This is a genomic window from Rothia sp. HMSC058E10 (assembly GCF_001809415.1).
Lineage (GTDB): Bacteria > Actinomycetota > Actinomycetes > Actinomycetales > Micrococcaceae > Rothia > Rothia dentocariosa.
On the sequence record NZ_KV797613.1, the window covers coordinates 39,083 to 56,514 of the forward strand.

Annotated in this window: 14 protein-coding genes; 10 read left to right on the forward strand and 4 right to left on the reverse strand. The window is 53.8% G+C overall.

Annotated features, from left to right (window positions below):
• Positions 1-154: 154 nt before the first annotated feature.
• From HMPREF2609_RS02340 to HMPREF2609_RS02355, 4 genes are all read right to left on the reverse strand, one after another.
• A complete protein-coding gene (locus tag HMPREF2609_RS02340) occupies positions 155-1,198 on the reverse strand; it encodes a restriction endonuclease (protein WP_070534859.1) in 1,044 nt (347 codons plus the stop codon).
• Positions 1,199-1,363: 165 nt separating this feature from the next.
• Positions 1,364-1,747 carry an acyl-CoA carboxylase subunit epsilon gene (locus HMPREF2609_RS02345; protein ID WP_070534861.1) on the reverse strand — a complete coding sequence of 128 codons (384 nt, stop codon included), beginning with the start codon at positions 1,745-1,747 and terminating at the stop codon, positions 1,364-1,366.
• 95 nt (positions 1,748-1,842) lie between these two features.
• Positions 1,843-3,441, reverse strand: coding sequence for an acyl-CoA carboxylase subunit beta (locus HMPREF2609_RS02350; RefSeq protein WP_070534864.1), 1,599 nt, complete (start codon positions 3,439-3,441; stop codon positions 1,843-1,845).
• Positions 3,442-3,701: 260 nt separating this feature from the next.
• A complete protein-coding gene (locus tag HMPREF2609_RS02355; RefSeq protein WP_004006185.1) occupies positions 3,702-3,986 on the reverse strand; it encodes a YciI family protein in 285 nt (94 codons plus the stop codon).
• A gap of 158 nt (positions 3,987-4,144) precedes the next feature.
• Between HMPREF2609_RS02355 and HMPREF2609_RS02360 the strand changes: the two genes are divergently transcribed.
• The 10 genes from HMPREF2609_RS02360 to HMPREF2609_RS02405 all read left to right on the forward strand — a co-directional run bounded on the left by HMPREF2609_RS02360 (position 4,145) and on the right by HMPREF2609_RS02405 (position 17,222).
• A complete protein-coding gene (locus HMPREF2609_RS02360; protein WP_083296676.1) occupies positions 4,145-5,131 on the forward strand; it encodes a biotin--[acetyl-CoA-carboxylase] ligase in 987 nt (328 codons plus the stop codon).
• Positions 5,132-5,133: 2 nt separating this feature from the next.
• Positions 5,134-5,625, forward strand: a complete 492-nt coding sequence (locus HMPREF2609_RS02365) for a PH domain-containing protein (protein WP_070449166.1) — start codon at positions 5,134-5,136, stop codon at positions 5,623-5,625.
• A 165-nt stretch (positions 5,626-5,790) separates the two neighbouring features.
• Complete coding sequence (locus tag HMPREF2609_RS02370) at positions 5,791-6,960, forward strand: adenylate/guanylate cyclase domain-containing protein (RefSeq protein WP_048751560.1); 1,170 nt, start codon at positions 5,791-5,793, stop codon at positions 6,958-6,960.
• Positions 6,945-7,865 (forward strand): PP2C family protein-serine/threonine phosphatase, encoded by a 921-nt coding sequence (locus HMPREF2609_RS02375; RefSeq protein WP_004006189.1) that lies wholly within the window; start codon positions 6,945-6,947, stop codon positions 7,863-7,865. Before HMPREF2609_RS02370 ends, HMPREF2609_RS02375 begins: the two co-directional genes overlap by 16 nt.
• Before the next feature lie 129 nt (positions 7,866-7,994).
• Positions 7,995-10,145 carry an NAD-dependent DNA ligase LigA gene (gene ligA, locus HMPREF2609_RS02380; RefSeq protein ID WP_246825550.1) on the forward strand — a complete coding sequence of 717 codons (2,151 nt, stop codon included), beginning with the start codon at positions 7,995-7,997 and terminating at the stop codon, positions 10,143-10,145.
• A gap of 812 nt (positions 10,146-10,957) precedes the next feature.
• Positions 10,958-11,653, forward strand: a complete 696-nt coding sequence (locus HMPREF2609_RS02385) for a transglycosylase family protein (RefSeq protein ID WP_172461385.1) — start codon at positions 10,958-10,960, stop codon at positions 11,651-11,653.
• A 263-nt stretch (positions 11,654-11,916) separates the two neighbouring features.
• Positions 11,917-12,213, forward strand: coding sequence for an Asp-tRNA(Asn)/Glu-tRNA(Gln) amidotransferase subunit GatC (gene gatC, locus HMPREF2609_RS02390; RefSeq protein ID WP_004006192.1), 297 nt, complete (start codon positions 11,917-11,919; stop codon positions 12,211-12,213).
• A gap of 9 nt (positions 12,214-12,222) precedes the next feature.
• Positions 12,223-13,818: an Asp-tRNA(Asn)/Glu-tRNA(Gln) amidotransferase subunit GatA gene (gene gatA / locus HMPREF2609_RS02395; protein WP_070534870.1), complete on the forward strand. Its 1,596-nt coding sequence runs from the start codon at positions 12,223-12,225 to the stop codon at positions 13,816-13,818.
• The gene (gene gatB / locus HMPREF2609_RS02400; protein ID WP_048778636.1) at positions 13,818-15,323 is read left to right on the forward strand and encodes an Asp-tRNA(Asn)/Glu-tRNA(Gln) amidotransferase subunit GatB; all 1,506 of its coding nucleotides are present in this window, start codon (positions 13,818-13,820) and stop codon (positions 15,321-15,323) included. The genes gatA and gatB overlap by 1 nt, the downstream gene beginning before the upstream one ends.
• Positions 15,324-15,548: 225 nt before the next feature.
• Positions 15,549-17,222: an ATP-binding cassette domain-containing protein gene (locus HMPREF2609_RS02405; protein ID WP_070534872.1), complete on the forward strand. Its 1,674-nt coding sequence runs from the start codon at positions 15,549-15,551 to the stop codon at positions 17,220-17,222.
• Positions 17,223-17,432 lie beyond the last annotated feature (210 nt).

The following is a 17,432-nucleotide window of genomic DNA, read 5'->3' on the forward strand; positions in this document are numbered from 1 at the left end:
TGTTGATATCTATATTTACTGTTCTACTAGTATAAACGGGAAAAAGGAATAAGTGTATTCATCCAAAAGGATGAATTATGGCAGGAAGGCGCGCAGAACTGCTGATCCAGCTTTGCGGTCTATTTATACAGGATTCTGCTGTCCTTCGAAGGTATCACCCATGAGAATCCTGCGGAATCCCGCGGGAGAAGTACTCTTCATCAATTCTGTAGGTGCATTCTCCCGGAGCATGAATGACCCCCACACGGTGCCGAATCATCAGTGAAACTAAACGGTCACGGTCAACCAGAGCAATGCGGTTGCCCCCGGGAAGAGCTTCCATTTGTTGCGGAACCTGCGCAGCAAATTCTCCACAGGTAACAAAAACACCCTGTAACCCATTGTGTAAAAGAACTGCTCCAGCAAATTTTTGAATATCGCTGAGGGTTACTTTTGATGATCCACAATAATGTTTTGCTTGAACATAGATAGGCGGAAAACAAAGTTCTTTAGGATAATGTACAAGAACATCAATCCCGTGATCGTTAGGGCCGCCTATAACTGCTGCATGAAAAGTCCCTAAAGAATTAAAGACATCTGCCACAATATATTCAAAATATGTTGGTGAAACAGCATAAATACGTTCGATAAGATCACCGGCAAAATCTGCCGCATATGCCGCCTGAGCCAAAATAAGATCGGGATGCGCATCCCGCAAAGACGCACCGGGACTCAACGGGGTGGTCATCGGGGTATACGAACTATGTTCGTGTTTATCTTGGGCTGGGGTATCGTGGGAATCCAGTTTGTCTGGATCCTTAGGAGCGCTTGCATAAAGCGGAGTAAAAAGTTTTTGGAGCTCATATCGAGCGCTTTGGGGAATGACGCTGCCGCGGCGCCGAATCTGCGCCGTTAGAATGTCGGCACCGGAATCGCTGAGCAGATAGCGAGTTTTTGAGGTTGTGGTTTTGGGAACGACCAGCACATAGCCCAAGCGAGCCATCGCCTGGAGCGTAGCCTTGACCTGGTGCATAAAAGCATCGGATTTGAGATCCTGAAGTTCTTCTTTGGTGCCTAAAGCGTGTGTTTGTTCAGAGAGGGACTGCGATATATCCGCCACGGTGCGGGGGACTGCACGGCTAAGCCGCCGCAGAGCCGGCAGAAAAAGAATCTCAACGGCCTCAAGCGGCACAGCATAATTTTTGTATTCTTTAGACATATCTGAACCACCTTTCGGGCATTTTAGTGTGGTTCGCTATATATACCTAGTATATAGGGCATCTAAATATCTTCCAGAGAAGCGATACATATTTCTCTTTATATACATCGAGCCTCGTACGTTATAGCGCACGAGACTCGATATTTTGCCGCAGCGAAGGCAAGGTTACATCGGGCGAGCCCTACGCCACGATCCCGGACCGGGACGCAGCGAAGCCCCCAGCCGCTGACGCCGGTTAAGCAAACGAGAAGCCGCCGTCAGAATCGAATTGTGCTCCTGCTGAGTCTGCGAACTCTGATATGAAGCTACCAATACGGTGAGTGCGGCAATCTCCTCAACCGTCGGATTACCCTTGATAACACGCAGCAGAGGCTGCTCGGAAGATTGTGAATCATCCTGAATATCCGCAGGATCCACGGTATCAGCATGCGGGGCAGCCTCCGAAGCGCCGTTCTGCGGTAAAACCTGATCAGCGGACTCTTTGGGAGTCGTAGGAGCATCCTTCTTCTTCCCGAAAGAGAAATAATTCAGCGGATTGTAGCCTGCCACAGGCGCCTCCTGACAATAAATAACCGATAATGCAGTATCTTGGTTCGAACTCCGGTCAGTACTGCATCACAACGTGAACTAAGAGCGGTCAAGAACTACAGCGGAATATTCCCATGCTTCTTCGCTGGCATAGCGGCACGTTTATCATGTAGCGCGCGAAGAGAAGAGATAATACGCACACGGGTCTCATGCGGAGCGATAACCTCATCCACATACCCCAACTCGGCGGCCTGGTACGGGTTCAGAATCTCTTCCTCATACTGCTCAATCAGCTCAGAACGGCGTTCCTCAATATCTTCGCCAGCCTCCGCAGCCGCGGCAAGATCACGACGATAAAGAATATTGACCGCACCCTGACCATTAAGCACACCCACCTGGGCGGTAGGCCACGCCATGTTAATATCGGCTCCCAGCGTTTTTGACCCCATCGCAATATATGCGCCACCAAAAGCCTTGCGGGTAATGATTGTAATGAGCGGTACAGTCGCCTCCGCATAGGCGTAGAGCAGTTTAGCACCGCGGCGAATAATACCGTTGAACTCCTGATCCGTACCCGGCAAGAATCCGGGAACGTCCACAAACGTCAAAATCGGAATATTGAAAGCATCGCAATTACGCACAAAACGCGCCGCCTTCTCAGCGGCGGCAATATCGAGACATCCCGCAAACTGCGTAGGTTGATTTGCCACAATACCCACCGTGCGACCCTCCACACGGGCATAACCAATCATGACATTCGGGGCAAATAACGCCTGAAGCTCAAAGAAATGCCCATCATCAACCACGGACTCGATCACATCGCGCATATCATAAGGCTGATTCGCAGAATCGGGGATGAGAGTATCAAGATCCAGATCATCCACCACGACCTCAAACTCCTGGTCATGATCCAACGGCAGCGACTCTGACAGGTTATTGGAGGGCAAGAATTCCAAAAGCTCCCGCACGAAATCGAAAGCGTCTTCTTCATCTTCGGCAAGGTAGGCACTCGTGCCAGTCATTGCATTATGCTGACGGGCGCCGCCCAAGGTTTCCATGTCAACCTGCTCACCGGTGACCGCCTTAATAACGTCCGGACCGGTGATAAACATATGCGAGGTCTTATCGACCATCACAATAAAATCAGTGAGCGCGGGGGAGTATGCGGCACCACCTGCGCAGGGGCCCATAATAATTGAAATCTGTGGAATAACACCCGAAGAACGCACATTCATCCGAAAAATATCGGCAAACAGCGCCAGAGAGGCCACCCCCTCCTGGATGCGAGCCCCGCCGCCATCGTTAATGCCGATCACCGGGCAGCCATTCTTGAGGGCAAACTTCTGCACCTTCACGATCTTCTCGCCGTTCACCTGCGAGAGCGAACCCCCGTACACCGTAAAATCTTGAGAATAGATAGCGACAAGACGCCCATCAATGGTGCCGTAGCCCGAAACTAAGCCGTCACCGAGGGGTTTTTTCTTGTCCATACCGAAAGCCGTGGTACGGTGGCGAGCTAAGGCATCAAACTCTACAAAAGAACCCTCATCGAGAATCATATCGATGCGCTCGCGTGCCGTATTCTTACCGCGTGCATGCTGTTTATCTATAGCGGCCTGCCCGCCGGGGGTAAGGGTCTGCTCGCGACGAGCATAAAAATCGGCGAGTTTACCGGCGGTCGTACTCAAGTCGTATTCCTGAGCGTTCTCAGACATGTATTCCTCGATTCGTGCGGCACGCATCATGCGTAGAGGGTTTTTATGACGTGCGGTGTCGATACGGATAGTAGGTTTTCTCAGGCTAGAAAAGCTACCCTATCAACTATAGTGTGCGGGGCGGTCATGGTGCCAGGTACCCGCGTATTTTCGTCATATGTGTTGCCTCAGATTCCTATGCTCCATCGGGATAAACCCGCCGGTTCGTTGCCTGGTGAGGGCACAAAGCGGCGGGTCGAAAACGGTGCTGAGGGGTAAAACTAGCGGATGCTGCCCAGAACCGGGTTCCACTCGCCGATAGTGTAGGACTCGACGGCACCGCCAATTTTCATGGGGTCGTTCTTGACGATGGTCTCGGCGGCATCAAAAGAATCAACTTGAGCGATTAGGAGAGCACCTACGGACACCGAGTCTTTCAGAAGCGGACCGGAAACTACGATCGTACCTTCCTGAACGCGTGTAGAGAGGTATTCACGGTGCGCCGGACGATGTGCATCCTGAAGGGCTGGGTCTCCGTAGACGTAAGAAATGACATAGTATGCCATGGCTGGTTCCTTTCCTGTGGTATTTACCGGTGGTTATCTGTCTCCAAGGGTACGCGCAGGGCGTAGACCCCAGTTACTCTACTATCTCACACCCGTATGAGAGCTCAGCATCACGAAGTACAGAGTGTACAAGGCTCCGAGCCACTATGATGGTACATATGTCGCTACCAGACCAGAGGCCTGCAATCCTTGATCCGTCCCGTATTCTTCCCGAAGCACGTGAGGCAGGGTACAGCTTCGTGCGCGTTTACGATGTTGTCGATACGACGAACACCGAAATTGTTCGGCGCCTTACACGCGGGGAACCGTGCGAACGTACCGAATTGGGGGAACTGTCGGTTTTTACCACCCTTTATATGACTGCCGGAAAAGGACGTATGGACCGCGCGTGGACAGCTCCTGCAGGTACTTGCTTAGCCACCAGCATTGTGGTGCGCCCTCATGCTGGTGTTGGGCAGCAGCTGCCGATTACAAGCTACCATTGGCTGACTATGCTTGCCGGGCTAAGCGTGCTTGATGTCTGGCGTGAGTTGGGGCTTGATGCCGCCTTGAAATGGCCCAATGATCTGGTCATTCAAGGTCGTAAGGCATGCGGTATTCTCGCCCTGCTTCTGAGCGAACCGGCTCAAGTACCGGAGGAGAAAGGGCAGATGAGTATTGTCGTGGGGATTGGGCAGAACCTGAATATGCGTGAAGACCAGGTGCCTGTACCGACCGCCACGAGCGCTCTTATCCAACGCGGTGAACCCGTTGATAACCATGTGGTTTTGAACCGTATGCTGACCATTTTTGCCCGTCGCTATCGTGAGTTTGTAAGTGTTGGGGGAGACCCCCAAAAAACTTTGTTGTGCGGACAGTCTCTGCTTGATCAGGCACGTGCCGCCACGGTGACACTGGGAGCCGAGGTATCGGTGCACCTTCCTGATGGACGCATCGTCACCGGGGCCGCAACCGATCTTGATGCTCAAGGGCGCATCCTAATCCGTGATACAACCGGTGCCGTGCAGGCCTATTCCGTAGGAGACATTGAACATTTGCGTCCGGCGGATGGAAGCTACGGTAATTTTTACCCTGCCCTCAGACAGGAAGATTCTCCAACGCCAACACCGTCTGAGATAACCCCTAATACTTCTGCAAAGGCATAAGCATGAAACTGCGTGGCAAACTCTACCCCGGCGAACAGACCATTGTCCTAACGAGGGCTCATCCCGGCGCTCTTGTGGGAGCCTTTGTCTACCTGCTGGTGGCCTTTACCTCAGCAAGTTTTGCCTCGACCGCACGATCATCGGGGCTGCTCTTCTGGGCGGGCAGTGTGGTAGCTGTGGTTACCGCTCTGGTGGCTCTTCGTAAGATATGGCGCTGGTCTGTCACACGGTACGCTATCACCACGCATCGCATCATGATTATTAAGGGCCTGATGCGCCGTAAGGCTGACATATCCTTGCTGCTTGACGGCATGGGAAATCGTTGGGTTTCGCAGAGTAGCCTGGGCGCTTGGATGGGGTACGGATCTTTCCATGTTGATTATGCAGGAGGATTTCGGCACCAGCTTATGCACCTTCCAAACCCCGAACGGTTCCGGAATATTGTCGAGCATGCCTGGCAGGACTACTATCCGTTACGTGTTAGTTATGTTTAGGGTCTAGCGGGCGAGATTTTTGCCTGGTAAGGGTAGAATAATGTGGGCAAGCATACTTTTTATGTCTGCCCGGAAGAGCACACAGGTATTCTTAATGTGAAATACTGCACCCGAATACAGTGTGCTGCATATATCCAGGGGACAAGGAAGGAGAACTCAACGCCTATGACTCATGAGAGCCTATCTGGCGATAGCGTTGAGGCTACCCCGTATAAGAATCCCCGAACGTTGGGCCCCGAAACCCAGATGTTGAATCTGCGTATTCTGCAGAACCTAGCGCAAAACAATATTTACCGTGACGAAACCTCAAAAGAAGGCGTGCGCGTGCTTGAACGCGCCCTGCTGGGAGAGGGCCGCCGATATAAACCCCGAGAAGCCGCTGCTGCCGCGCAGATGAGCCTTGAAGATGCTCGCCGGATCTGGCGCAATATGGGTTTTCCTGATATTCACGCCGCCGATCCCCATTTCACGGAACTCGACGTCAATATGCTCGAAGACCTGGAGAATCTCAACCGAACGAATCTTGTTGCGGAAGAGAGCATTGTCTCTTTGACACGGTCCGTAGGGCAGCTGACCGATCGCATTGTGGCGTGGCAGATTGAAACGCTGGTGCACGACATTATGGATCGTGATGGTGTAGACGATGCGCAGGCACGCCGTCAGCTTCTCTTCCGTCTTGCAGATCTCATGCCGGTTCTCGAAGAACTCGCGCTCTACGCTTATCGTCGTCAAATGTATACGGGTGTTCTTCGTCTCGCTCTGCGCGAGAATAAAAAGCTGGGGTCGGAGCCAGCTCAGCTCCCCCTCGTGCGGGGTGTAGGTTTCGTTGATTTGGTGTCGTATACCTCCCTGGTTCGTAACCTGAGTGCCCCCGAATTAGCGCGTCTTATCAACCGTTTTGAACAAAGCTGTCTCGATATTATTGCTCCGAGCGGCGGGCGCATCATTAAGACTCTAGGCGATGAAGTTTTCTTCCTCACGGAGGCTCCCGAGGCTATCGCCGAGATCAGTCTGAAACTGGCGGAGCAAATCGGAAAAGACCCTGAACTGCCAGAAGTGCGTGTAGCATTTATTTGGGGCGAGGTCCTGGCGAATCGTGGAGATGTTTATGGTTCGAGCGTAAACCTTGCTTCACGGCTGGTATCTCTCGCGGAACCCGGTTCTGTGCTGACCGATAGCGAGACCGCCGAAACGCTCAAAGAGTATGGCGACCGCTTTACTCTGACGTACCAAGGCACACGCAACGTGCGTAGCTTTGGTAATGTAGACCCTGTGGCGGTTACGCCCGGCGCTAGTTACATAACGGAGAACGATACATCATGGCAACTCCCTTGAACCTGACCCTGCGCACCGGCGGTGCGACTCATCGTGGGGCTCATCGTGACAACAACGAGGACTCGATGGCTGTAGCGGGGTCTCTATGCGTGGTGGCCGACGGTATGGGCGGTCACGAAGCGGGAGAGGTCGCATCGCGGTTGTGTGTACGTCAGCTGGCGTATTCGCATTTTTTTACTCGACCCGGCGGTATGAGCGAAGAAGAACAAGAAAACTACCGTCAGCGTGTCGAAAAGATTAAACAGGACTACCAAGATAAAAATTCAAAGCAGCGCCATCGTCGTTTAACAAATGAACTGAACCATGAAATTGTGCGTGCCCTTGATCGCACACGTGAGATTTTGGGTGAAACGAACGACAGTATTAAAGATGCGCTTTCGCGTTCAGGCGGTACCACCGTAACCGGCGCGTGGCTTACCAATATAGGTCAGCAGTACCTGTGGGTTGTCTTTAATATTGGCGATTCTCGTACATACCGGTTGATGCGTGAAGACGATGGTATTCACCACGCTGAAATGGAACGCCTGCCGGGCAACGAGGGCAATGTATCTCTTGAGCAGGTCACTACTGATCACTCTGAGGTTCAATATCTGGTGGATGAAGGGCAGATTACTCAGCTTGAAGCCCTAACGCACCCGCGCAGAAATGTGATTACCCGTGCACTAGGTACAGGTAATTTTTGGGAACCCGATTTTTGGGTGCTTCCCGCACGAGCGGGCGACCGTCTGATGCTCTGCTCGGACGGTCTTTCTGGCGAGCTTTCCCATGAATATATGGCGCGTGTTCTTACCTCTATACGTCACCCGCAAGATGCCGCCGATGTGCTTCAGCATGAGGCGCTGCGCTCGGGCGGTCGCGATAATATTACCGTGATTGTTGCTGACGCCATAGAAGCGCAAGACTAGTCTTTCCCCGTGACATTAACCGGCGCATCGGGGAAAGTGAACGGTTAGACTAGTGGGGTGACTGAAAATCTTGCTGAAACTCCCGCATCCCTTGACCGTGCCCTCAAGGCGCTAGATTCGAGCGCTGAGCTGACCGATACTATTCGCGCCGAATATGCCGAGCTGACCGATACTATTCGCACCGCTCGGCATGACTACTATCAGGCAGATGCCCCGACTCTCTCAGATGCCGAATACGATAGGCTCTACCGCAGGCTTGAGCAGATTGAGGCACAATATCCCGCGTTGATTGCTAACGATTCGCCTACCCAAGAGGTAGGTGGAGAAGTCAGCGAGGCTTTTTCGCCGGTAACCCATCTGGTACGCATGTACTCCCTTGAGGATGTTTTTTCTCTTGAGGAGCTTCGGGCATGGCTAACAAAGGCCGAGGAAAATACCCGTCTTCTCACCGGCACCGCACCGCAGTGGCTTACGGAGCTGAAGATTGATGGTCTTGCGGTCAATCTGCTGTATCGTAACGGTGTGTTGGTGCGTGCGGCTACTCGTGGTGACGGTACTACGGGTGAGGATGTAACCCATAATGTGCGCACTATAGCCTCAATCCCACAGAAATTAGCGGGGGAGAACCACCCGGCGGAGCTTGAAGTACGCGGCGAGGTTTTCATTTCATCGGCAGACTTCAAGAAACTCAACGAAAAAATGGTGTCTGAGGGGAAGAACCCGTTCGCCAACCCCCGAAACGCCGCGGCAGGATCCCTGCGTCAGAAAGACTCTGCCGTGACCGCTGAACGCCCTCTGAGCATGTATGTTCATGGCGTAGGCTCGCGGACCGGGCTAGATGTGAACTCCCAGTACCAAACCTACGAGCAATTGGCCGCTTGGGGGCTTCCCACTAGTCCATACAGCAAACTTTTTACTTCAGTCGATGATATTCTTCGGTATATTGCCGAGTACGGTGAAAAGCGCCATTCCCTGGTGCACGAGATCGACGGCATAGTCATCAAGGTCAATGACTTTGTAGCGCAGACTCAACTGGGGTACACCTCGCGAGTGCCGCGCTGGGCTGTAGCGTATAAATACCCGCCCGAAGAGGTTAACACCAAGCTTCTCGATATTCGCGTGGATGTTGGGCGTACCGGCCGCGTGACCCCCTATGGTGTGATGGAACCCGTGCTTGTCTCGGGCTCTACCGTTGAACGCGCAACCTTACATAATCAGGATGTGGTGAAGGCCAAGGGTGTGCTTATCGGAGACACCGTGGTTCTTCGTAAGGCTGGCGACGTGATTCCCGAGATCGTGGGGCCTGTGGTTGCTCTTCGTAACGGTCATGAACGCGAGTTCGTTATGCCCACCGAGTGCCCTTCCTGCGGTACGACGTTGGCTCCCGGTAAAGAGGGCGACGTCGATATGCGCTGCCCCAATTACCGTTCCTGCCCGGCGCAGCTGACCGAGCGCATCTACTACGCCGCGTCGCGGGGTGCTTTCGATATTGAAGCACTCGGCTTTGAGGCGGCTAAGGCTTTGACAGCTCCCGCCGAGCCTGAGCAGCCTCCGCTCACGAGTGAGGCGTTCCTCTTTGATCTCACCGCCGAAGATCTACGCGATGTGAAAATTCGCCGCGAGAAGAAGGTCAAGGGGGTGGGTACCGGCAAGTTTGAGCTTGTTCCGTACTTCTATACGAAGCCCACGAAAGCAAAGCCAGACCCTGTTCCTACGAAGAACACACAAAATCTCTTTGTAGAGCTTGAGAAAGCAAAATCGCAGCCTCTCTGGCGCGTGCTTGTAGCCTTATCGATTCGCCATGTGGGGCCAACCGCGGCGCGAGCCCTTGCCACCGAATTTGGCTCTATGGATGCGATCGCCCAGGCTGACCGGGATAGGTTAGCGGCTGTTGATGGTGTGGGCGGCGTTATCGCCGATTCGATTATCGAATGGTTTGCAACGGATTGGCATCGCGAAGTTCTTGCCCGTTGGGCGGCCGCCGGTGTGCGTATGGAAGATGAGCGTGACGAGTCAATAGAACGCACGCTCGAAGGCGTGACCGTGGTTGTGACCGGAACCCTTGTGAACTATAGCCGTGACAGCGCGAAGGAAGCGATTATCGTGCGCGGCGGACGCGCCTCCGGGTCTGTGTCTAAGAAGACCCATTTTGTGGTTGCTGGAGCCTCTGCGGGGTCAAAACTCGATAAGGCCGAGGCCCTGGGAATTCCGGTTCTTGATGAAGACGGGTTTACGAAACTTTTGGCCCAGGGGCCCGATGCGCTAGCACCGGGGGAGTAGGACTCTTACTCCGAGTTATCTACCAAATAACGGCGAAAGGTTACGCTGTATAGCTGGTATTTGGTGTGGGGTAGCGCAGCTGCATGATGTACTGCGATGAAGGGCCTGAAATCCGGTAATAGGGTTGTTAACGCCCGAAAATAGTTCCATATGGGGTGATTTAAGCACATAATCTCCCCAAAGATCGTACAGATATGCTAAGGCGCGCCATCGCGCCGCAGAACTGTTAAGTGGGTTGGGCTCACGTCGTCATGAACCCTTAAAACACGCCGCAAGCGAAAAATTTTTTAAAAAATTTTTAAATGGGTGCAGGGTCACTATTACGAAATGATAAAGCTCACCCCCGGAAACAGAATATAGAAGAGTCGTTCTTGTATGCTTCCTTGGTATGGCAATGGATGAGTAGGAATCGAGGTTTTAAAAGTTTGAACTTAGTCTACCCTGAGTTAATTTACCTGGGAGTTCCCTGTGAGGACTCAGAACGCTTGCTGAGAGCATAGAAGAGGTTGGAATCTTGAGTTTTCTCAGCTATCTTTATCTGCAGAACGATTCCTTTATTTGGAATCAATCAGAAATTTAGTTTTGGGACCGGAAACCCCAAAACGATGCCCGGTTCTACCGCACGTCCCCACGTGAGGATGCGCCTCTGCCGTCTACCCCGCAATACGCGACTATGGTGGAAGCGTGAATCACGTGGATAGCCGCTCACATGGTAGAGCCTCGACAAGTAATCAATTTGTTAAAACGGGTGAGCGGTAACGCTATGAAGCTCCGGGGACGGAGTGAGCGTGGATGGCCTTATTTGGAGCATTATGAAGAACACTTCCGCAATCCGCCGTACTGTTGCTGCTCTCGCTATTGGTGGTGCAGCTGCAGCCGCTGCCGCGCCTGCTGCAAACGCAGCACCGGCATCCACCTGGGATGCTCTGGCACAGTGTGAGTCCGGTGGTAACTGGGCAACCAACACTGGCAACGGTTTCTACGGTGGTCTGCAGTTCACCCAGCAGTCCTGGAACGGTGTCGGCATGTCCGGTTCCCCCATGAACGCTTCCCGTGAGCAGCAGATTGAGGCAGCAGAGCGTCTGCTTGCACAGCAGGGCTGGGGCGCATGGCCCGCATGCTCCTCGAAGCTCGGTCTGTCCGGTAACGCAACCCCCTCCTACACCGATCCCGGTGCAGCTCAGCAGGAGGTAGCACCTCAGGCACAGGCTCAGCAGTCCTACTCCGAGCCCGTTCAGGAAGCAGCACCTGCAGCTCCCGCACCTACGACTCAGGCTCCTGCTCAGGAAGCTCCCGCAGCACCTGTTCAGGAAGCAGCACCTGCAGCTCAGGCACCCGCAGCAACCGCTGCTGGCACCTACACCGTGCAGTCCGGTGATACCCTCTCCGGTATCGCTGCTCAGCTCGGCGTTGCTGGTGGTTACCAGGCAATCGCAGCTGCTAACACCGACGTTGTCTACAATGTTGACCTGATCTTCCCCGGTCAGGTTCTGAACATCCCCGCATAATTTGGGGAGTTCACCTTAACGTAGACATATGAGCCCCATCTTCCTTCGGGAAGGTGGGGCTCATATACGTCTAGGCACGATACTGCCCTTTTACACTTCAGACTTTTATGAATGCCAGAGCGAAAATCTATTCTGTGCAGGCTTATAGGTTTGGAGTCCCTGCAAATCTAAAAACTCTCTCGCTAGATCACCAATACGTCAGCATACCTGCGAGCCGGCGGGTACACTAGATAGAGAATTGAAAGTATACCTAACGGAGAATCATGTCTGCCATCACCACCGAGCAGGTTAAGCACCTTGCCGAACTGGCACGCATCGAGATGACCGAGGACGAGCTCAACGCTATGGCGGCAGAGCTCGATATTATTGTCAGCTCGATGGAGCATCTGTCTGAAACCGTCACCCCAGACATACCCCCGACCAGCCATCCGATTTCGCTTCAGAACGTCTTGCGTGAAGATGTTGTGGGGCAGACCCTCACCCAGGAAGAGGCGCTTTCAGGTGCCCCCGATGCGCAGGATGGCAAATTCCGCGTGCCCGCAATTCTCGACGAAGACTAAGGGGAAGACGTGAACGAACTTATTGTGCTCACTGCGGCTGAAGCCGCTCAAAAACTTGCAGCCGGTGAGATTTCTGCCGTTGAGCTTACCCGGGCGCATATAGATCGCATTGAAGCAACCGACGGCACCCCACTCAGCGAGAACCGCGCTGACGGTAAAAGTGGTCTGAACGCTTTCCTGCACATCAACCGTGAGGAAGCCCTGGAGATCGCGCAGGCTGTTGATGCTGACCGTGCGGCAGGTCAAGAGCTGCCCGCGCTCGCTGGTGTACCCATCGCCGTTAAAGACTTGATCGTCACAAAGGGACAGCCCACCACCGCCGGATCGCGCATGCTTGAAGGATGGATGAGCCCCTATGACGGTACCGTAACTCGCAAGGTGCGTGCAGCACGCATGCCAATCTTGGGGAAGACTAACCTTGACGAGTTTGCTATGGGTTCCTCGAATGAGCACTCGGCATTCGGCGTAGTTCGTAACCCATGGGCGCTTGATCGTGCCCCCGGCGGCTCTGGCGGCGGATCTGCCAGCGCTGTTGCGGCTTTCCAGGCTCCCTTAGCTCTTGGAACTGATACAGGCGGATCTATTCGCCAGCCTGCCTCCCTCACCGGTTCTGTAGGCGTAAAACCGACCTACGGTTCGGTATCCCGCTACGGCGTAATTGCTATGGCATCTTCGCTTGACCAAGTAGGTCCCTGCGCTCGTACCGTGCTCGATACCGCGATGCTTCACGAAGCTATCGCCGGTCACGACCCCATGGACTCTACCTCTTTGAATGAACCAGTCGGTCCTTTTGCAGCTCAGGCTCTTGAGGGTGCCAACCCTGAATCCCTCAAAGGGATGCGCATCGGCGTTATTAAAGAACTCGGTGGCGGTTCCGGCAGTGGCTTCCAACAGGGTGTTCTTGACCGTTTCCACGACGCCCTAAAGCTGCTGGAGAAGGCTGGGGCTGAGGTTGTAGAAGTTTCCCTTCCTTCAGTGAAGGAAGCGATTAGCGCTTACTACATGATTATGTCCTCCGAGGTATCTTCAAACCTGGCAAAATACGACGGTGTGCGGTACGGCCTGCGCGTTATACCCGAAGACGGTCCGGTGACCATTGAGCGCGTCATGGCAGCTACCCGCGAAGCTGGTTTTGGCGACGAGACTAAGCGCCGCATCATTTTGGGTACCTATGCACTTTCAGCGGGTAACTACGATGCCCACTACGGTGCGGCATTGCGCGTGCGTACTCTTATTCAGCGTGATTACACCGCAGCTTTTGAGAAGTGCGATGTGCTGGTTTCTCCGACTTCGCCAACGACCGCCTTCAAACTGGGTGAGAAAACCAAGGGCGACCCTATGGCGATGTACTTGGGCGATGTGGCAACCGTGCCGGTAAACCTTGCAGGGGTTCCCGCGATTTCGCTTCCGGCAGGCGTTGCTGACGAAGACGGATTGCCAGTGGGCATACAGTTCACCGCCCCCGCACGCGAAGATGCACGCCTGTACCGGGTGGGCGCCGGTTTGGAAGCGCTTCTGAATGATACCTGGGGTGCGCCGTTCTACGCCCGCATTCCCAACACCGAAAATCTGATTAGCGACTTTGACTTTGGGGGTACCAAGTAATGAGTGAAGAAGTCCTCAGCTTCGAAGAAGCCATCGAGAAATATGATCCGGTGCTTGGTTTTGAGGTGCATGTAGAGCTCAATACAAACACCAAAATGTTCGATGCCGCTCCGAACGTTTTCGGGGATGAACCGAACACCAATATCACCCCGGTCTCGCTTGGGCTGCCCGGTGTGCTTCCCGTGGTGAACAAGGTTGCAGTTGAATCAGCTATTAAGCTGGGTCTTGCCCTGGGATGCGATATCGCACCTATCTCGTATTTTGCGCGTAAAAACTACTTTTACCCGGATTCCCCGAAGAACTTCCAGACCTCGCAGCATCACGGTCCTATAGCTGAGAACGGCAAGCTGGATGTAGAACTCGAAGACGGAACCGTCTTTACCGTTGAGATTGAGCGCGCGCATATGGAGGAAGATGCCGGTAAGCTCACCCACGTGGGCGGTGCCGACGGGCGCATCCAGGGCGCGGCATTCTCGCTGGTGGACTACAATCGCGCCGGTGTGCCGCTAATCGAAATTGTGACCCGCCCGATTGTGGGCGCTGGCGAGCGTGCGCCCGAACTGGCACGCGCCTATGTTGCGGCGATTCGTGAGATTGTCAAAGGCTTGGGTATCTCGGATGCTCGCATGGAGCGCGGTAACGTGCGATGTGACGCAAACGTTTCGCTCATGCCCAAAGGGAGCGAGAAATTCGGTACTCGTTCGGAGACGAAGAACGTTAACTCTCTGCGCTCGGTGGAACGTGCGGTACGCTATGAAATTCGCCGTCACGCTGCTATTTTGGAGCGTGGCGAGAAAATTCAGCAGGAAACCCGCCACTGGCATGAGGATACCCGTGAGACGTCATCAGGGCGTCCCAAATCTGATGCTGACGATTACCGCTACTTTCCGGAACCCGACCTGGTGCCCGTGGTACCCGAGACGGCGTGGGTTGAAGAGCTACGTGCGAGCCTGCCCGAGCCTCCTGCGGAACGACGCCGCCGGTTGAAGGCGGAGTGGGGGTACTCAGATGAAGAGTTCCGTGACGTGGTCAATGCCGGTGCTCTTGATGTTGTTGAGCAGACTATTGCCGCTGGGGCTAGCGCATCCGCTGCCCGCAAGTGGTGGATGGGTGAAATTGCCCGTAAAGCTAAGCAGGCAGAAGTTGAACTAACCGATTTGGGAGTTGAACCCGCAACGGTGGTGGAGCTTGAAGCGCTGATCGGCGAAGGTAAGATCAACGATAAGATCGCCCGTAAGGTTCTGGAGCATGTGCTTGCTGGCGAAGGTAAGCCTGCCGAGATCGTTGAGGCTCGCGGTCTTGCTGTGGTCTCTGATGATGGTGCGCTCACCGCCGCCGTTGAGGAAGCTTTGGCGGCCATGCCGGATGTTGCCGATAAGATTCGTGCTGGTAAGGTTCAGGCAGCGGGCGCAATCGTTGGCCAAGTCATGAAGGCTACCCGAGGCCAGGCGGATGCGGCTCGCGTGCGTGAGCTTATTCTGCAGGCTTGCGGTGTGGAAGGCTAATTACCCAAGCACCCTCGATAAGCACTCTGTTCGGGCTCTAAAAAGGCTCTTTATCCGAATAAAGCGTATTTTTTATCGTTTTATTCGGATAAAGAGCCTTTCTATGCTGAATACAGTGCAGCAGCGCGATGAGTAAAAGGGGAGAAGCCCGCAGCAGACACGCGGCACATTCACCCTCATACGGTACAGTAGTGATATGCAGCATAGTAGATTGGGGAGGAAAGCATGAAGGTTATCCGAAGTCTCAGCTCGGGGACCTTCCTAATGCTTATCGTGCTTACTCTTGTGCTTGCTGTAAGTTCGGTGCTTGAAAGTGTGCTCATCAAATACCTATCCGATGCCGTTATCACGGGCGATCATAAGCTTTTTCTCCTGATGTTTCTTGCCGTGCCCGTATACCTTATCGTCGATACATTTTTTCATTACGCACGCCAGTACCGTGCCGCTCTCGCTGGGGTGCAGATTCAGAATAATCTGCGTGCAGAACTGTTCCGCCGAATCGGGCTTTCTCCCGTAGCGCGGTTGACGGGCAGGAGCTCCGAATATTATTTTTCGCAGTTCACGAGTCAGCTTGAAAACATTAAAACCAACTATATTGACGTTATTTTCTGGGGCGGGTACCTTGCCACGCAGCTTATTCTCGCCATTGTCGCTGCTTTTATTCTGAACCCGTTCATGGCGTGCGCTATTCTTGCGCTGAGCCTGCCGGTGGGTTTGATGCCGATGCTGACTCGAAAACGTATTGGCGCCGTGACGAAAGTTTATGCTTCGCAGACCGACGCGTTGAACGAGGTTAGCGGTGATACGCTCCGCAGCGCTTTGGGGTGGAAGATTCTGGGCGCATACTCATTCGTGGCTAAACGCTTTTCTGAAGAATTGAGTGAATGGTACGTGGCGGCGCAGAGTTATCAGCGCACGCAGGAACGTGTAGACGCCGTCAATAGTATGTTCACGAAACTTCTGTATTTGGGAACGTGGCTTGCCGGTGGGGCGTTGGTGCTCTCGGGGCTATCGAGCGTGGGTGAGGTGGTCGCTTTTGCCCAGTTGACCGGTATGATTTGCATGCCGCTATTTATGTCTACGGGTTTGCTCACCCAGTATTATGCAGGTCGTGAGATTATTCGCAAGATTGATGCAGAAGTACCCGCTGTGGAAGATTACCGACCGGGCGAGCCTATCACACTGGACGCGATTACCTATCGTGACGTCAAGCCGCTGGGCGAAAAGTCGGCGGGGTGTGGTGTGAGTTTCATGTTTGAGACGAGTAAAAAGTATTTGGTGATTGGCGCATCCGGATCAGGCAAATCTACGCTTTTCAAACCTCTTTTTGGAAATCACCCCGAATACAGCGGAACTATTGAGGTACACGAATCTGGGCAGACGCGCGATCTGCGTGAGATTACCGAACAGGATATGCATGCCTCCCTAGGGCTGCTCGCGCAGGATAGTCATCTGCTGCACGATAGCCTGCGCGAAAATATTCGCCTGTATGATCCGTCGGTGCCGGATGTGCAGATTCTCAGGACTTGTGAGCGCGCAGGTCTGGGCGAATGGGTTTCCGCGAAGGGTCTTGATTATATGCTGAGCGACGATTTGAGGTCGCTTTCCGGCGGGGAGAAACAGCGTATCTTACTTGCACGTATGCTCCTGCACGAACGCTCTTTCTACATTGTGGATGAGCTTACCACTGGGCTGGACCACGCTACGGCGGGACGGGTTGAGCGTGCTCTTTTCGAGAGCATGGAAGGGTTTGTTTACATTACGCACCGTACGGTTCCCAAGGTTTTGGCGGCGGTCGATGAGGTGCTTGTGATGGAAGACGGCGAGCTTGTAGCCTCCGGAACCTGGGATGATGTGCACGCGGCCGCCCTAGAACGCGGGCTTGTGGGGCATCCCTGACAACCTGCTAAAAAGGCTCTTTATTCGAATAAAGCGTATTATTCGCCGCTTTATTGGAATAAAGAGCCTTTTGTGTCCTCAGGAAGAGGACACATTGGAAGGGTATACCCGCTTATTCGGTGATCCCTAGGTGTGTGAGGATGAAGGCGTAGTCCCACGCGATCTCACGCCAGCGGGCTGGAGCATGCAGATTCCGAGCGCGCGAGGTAC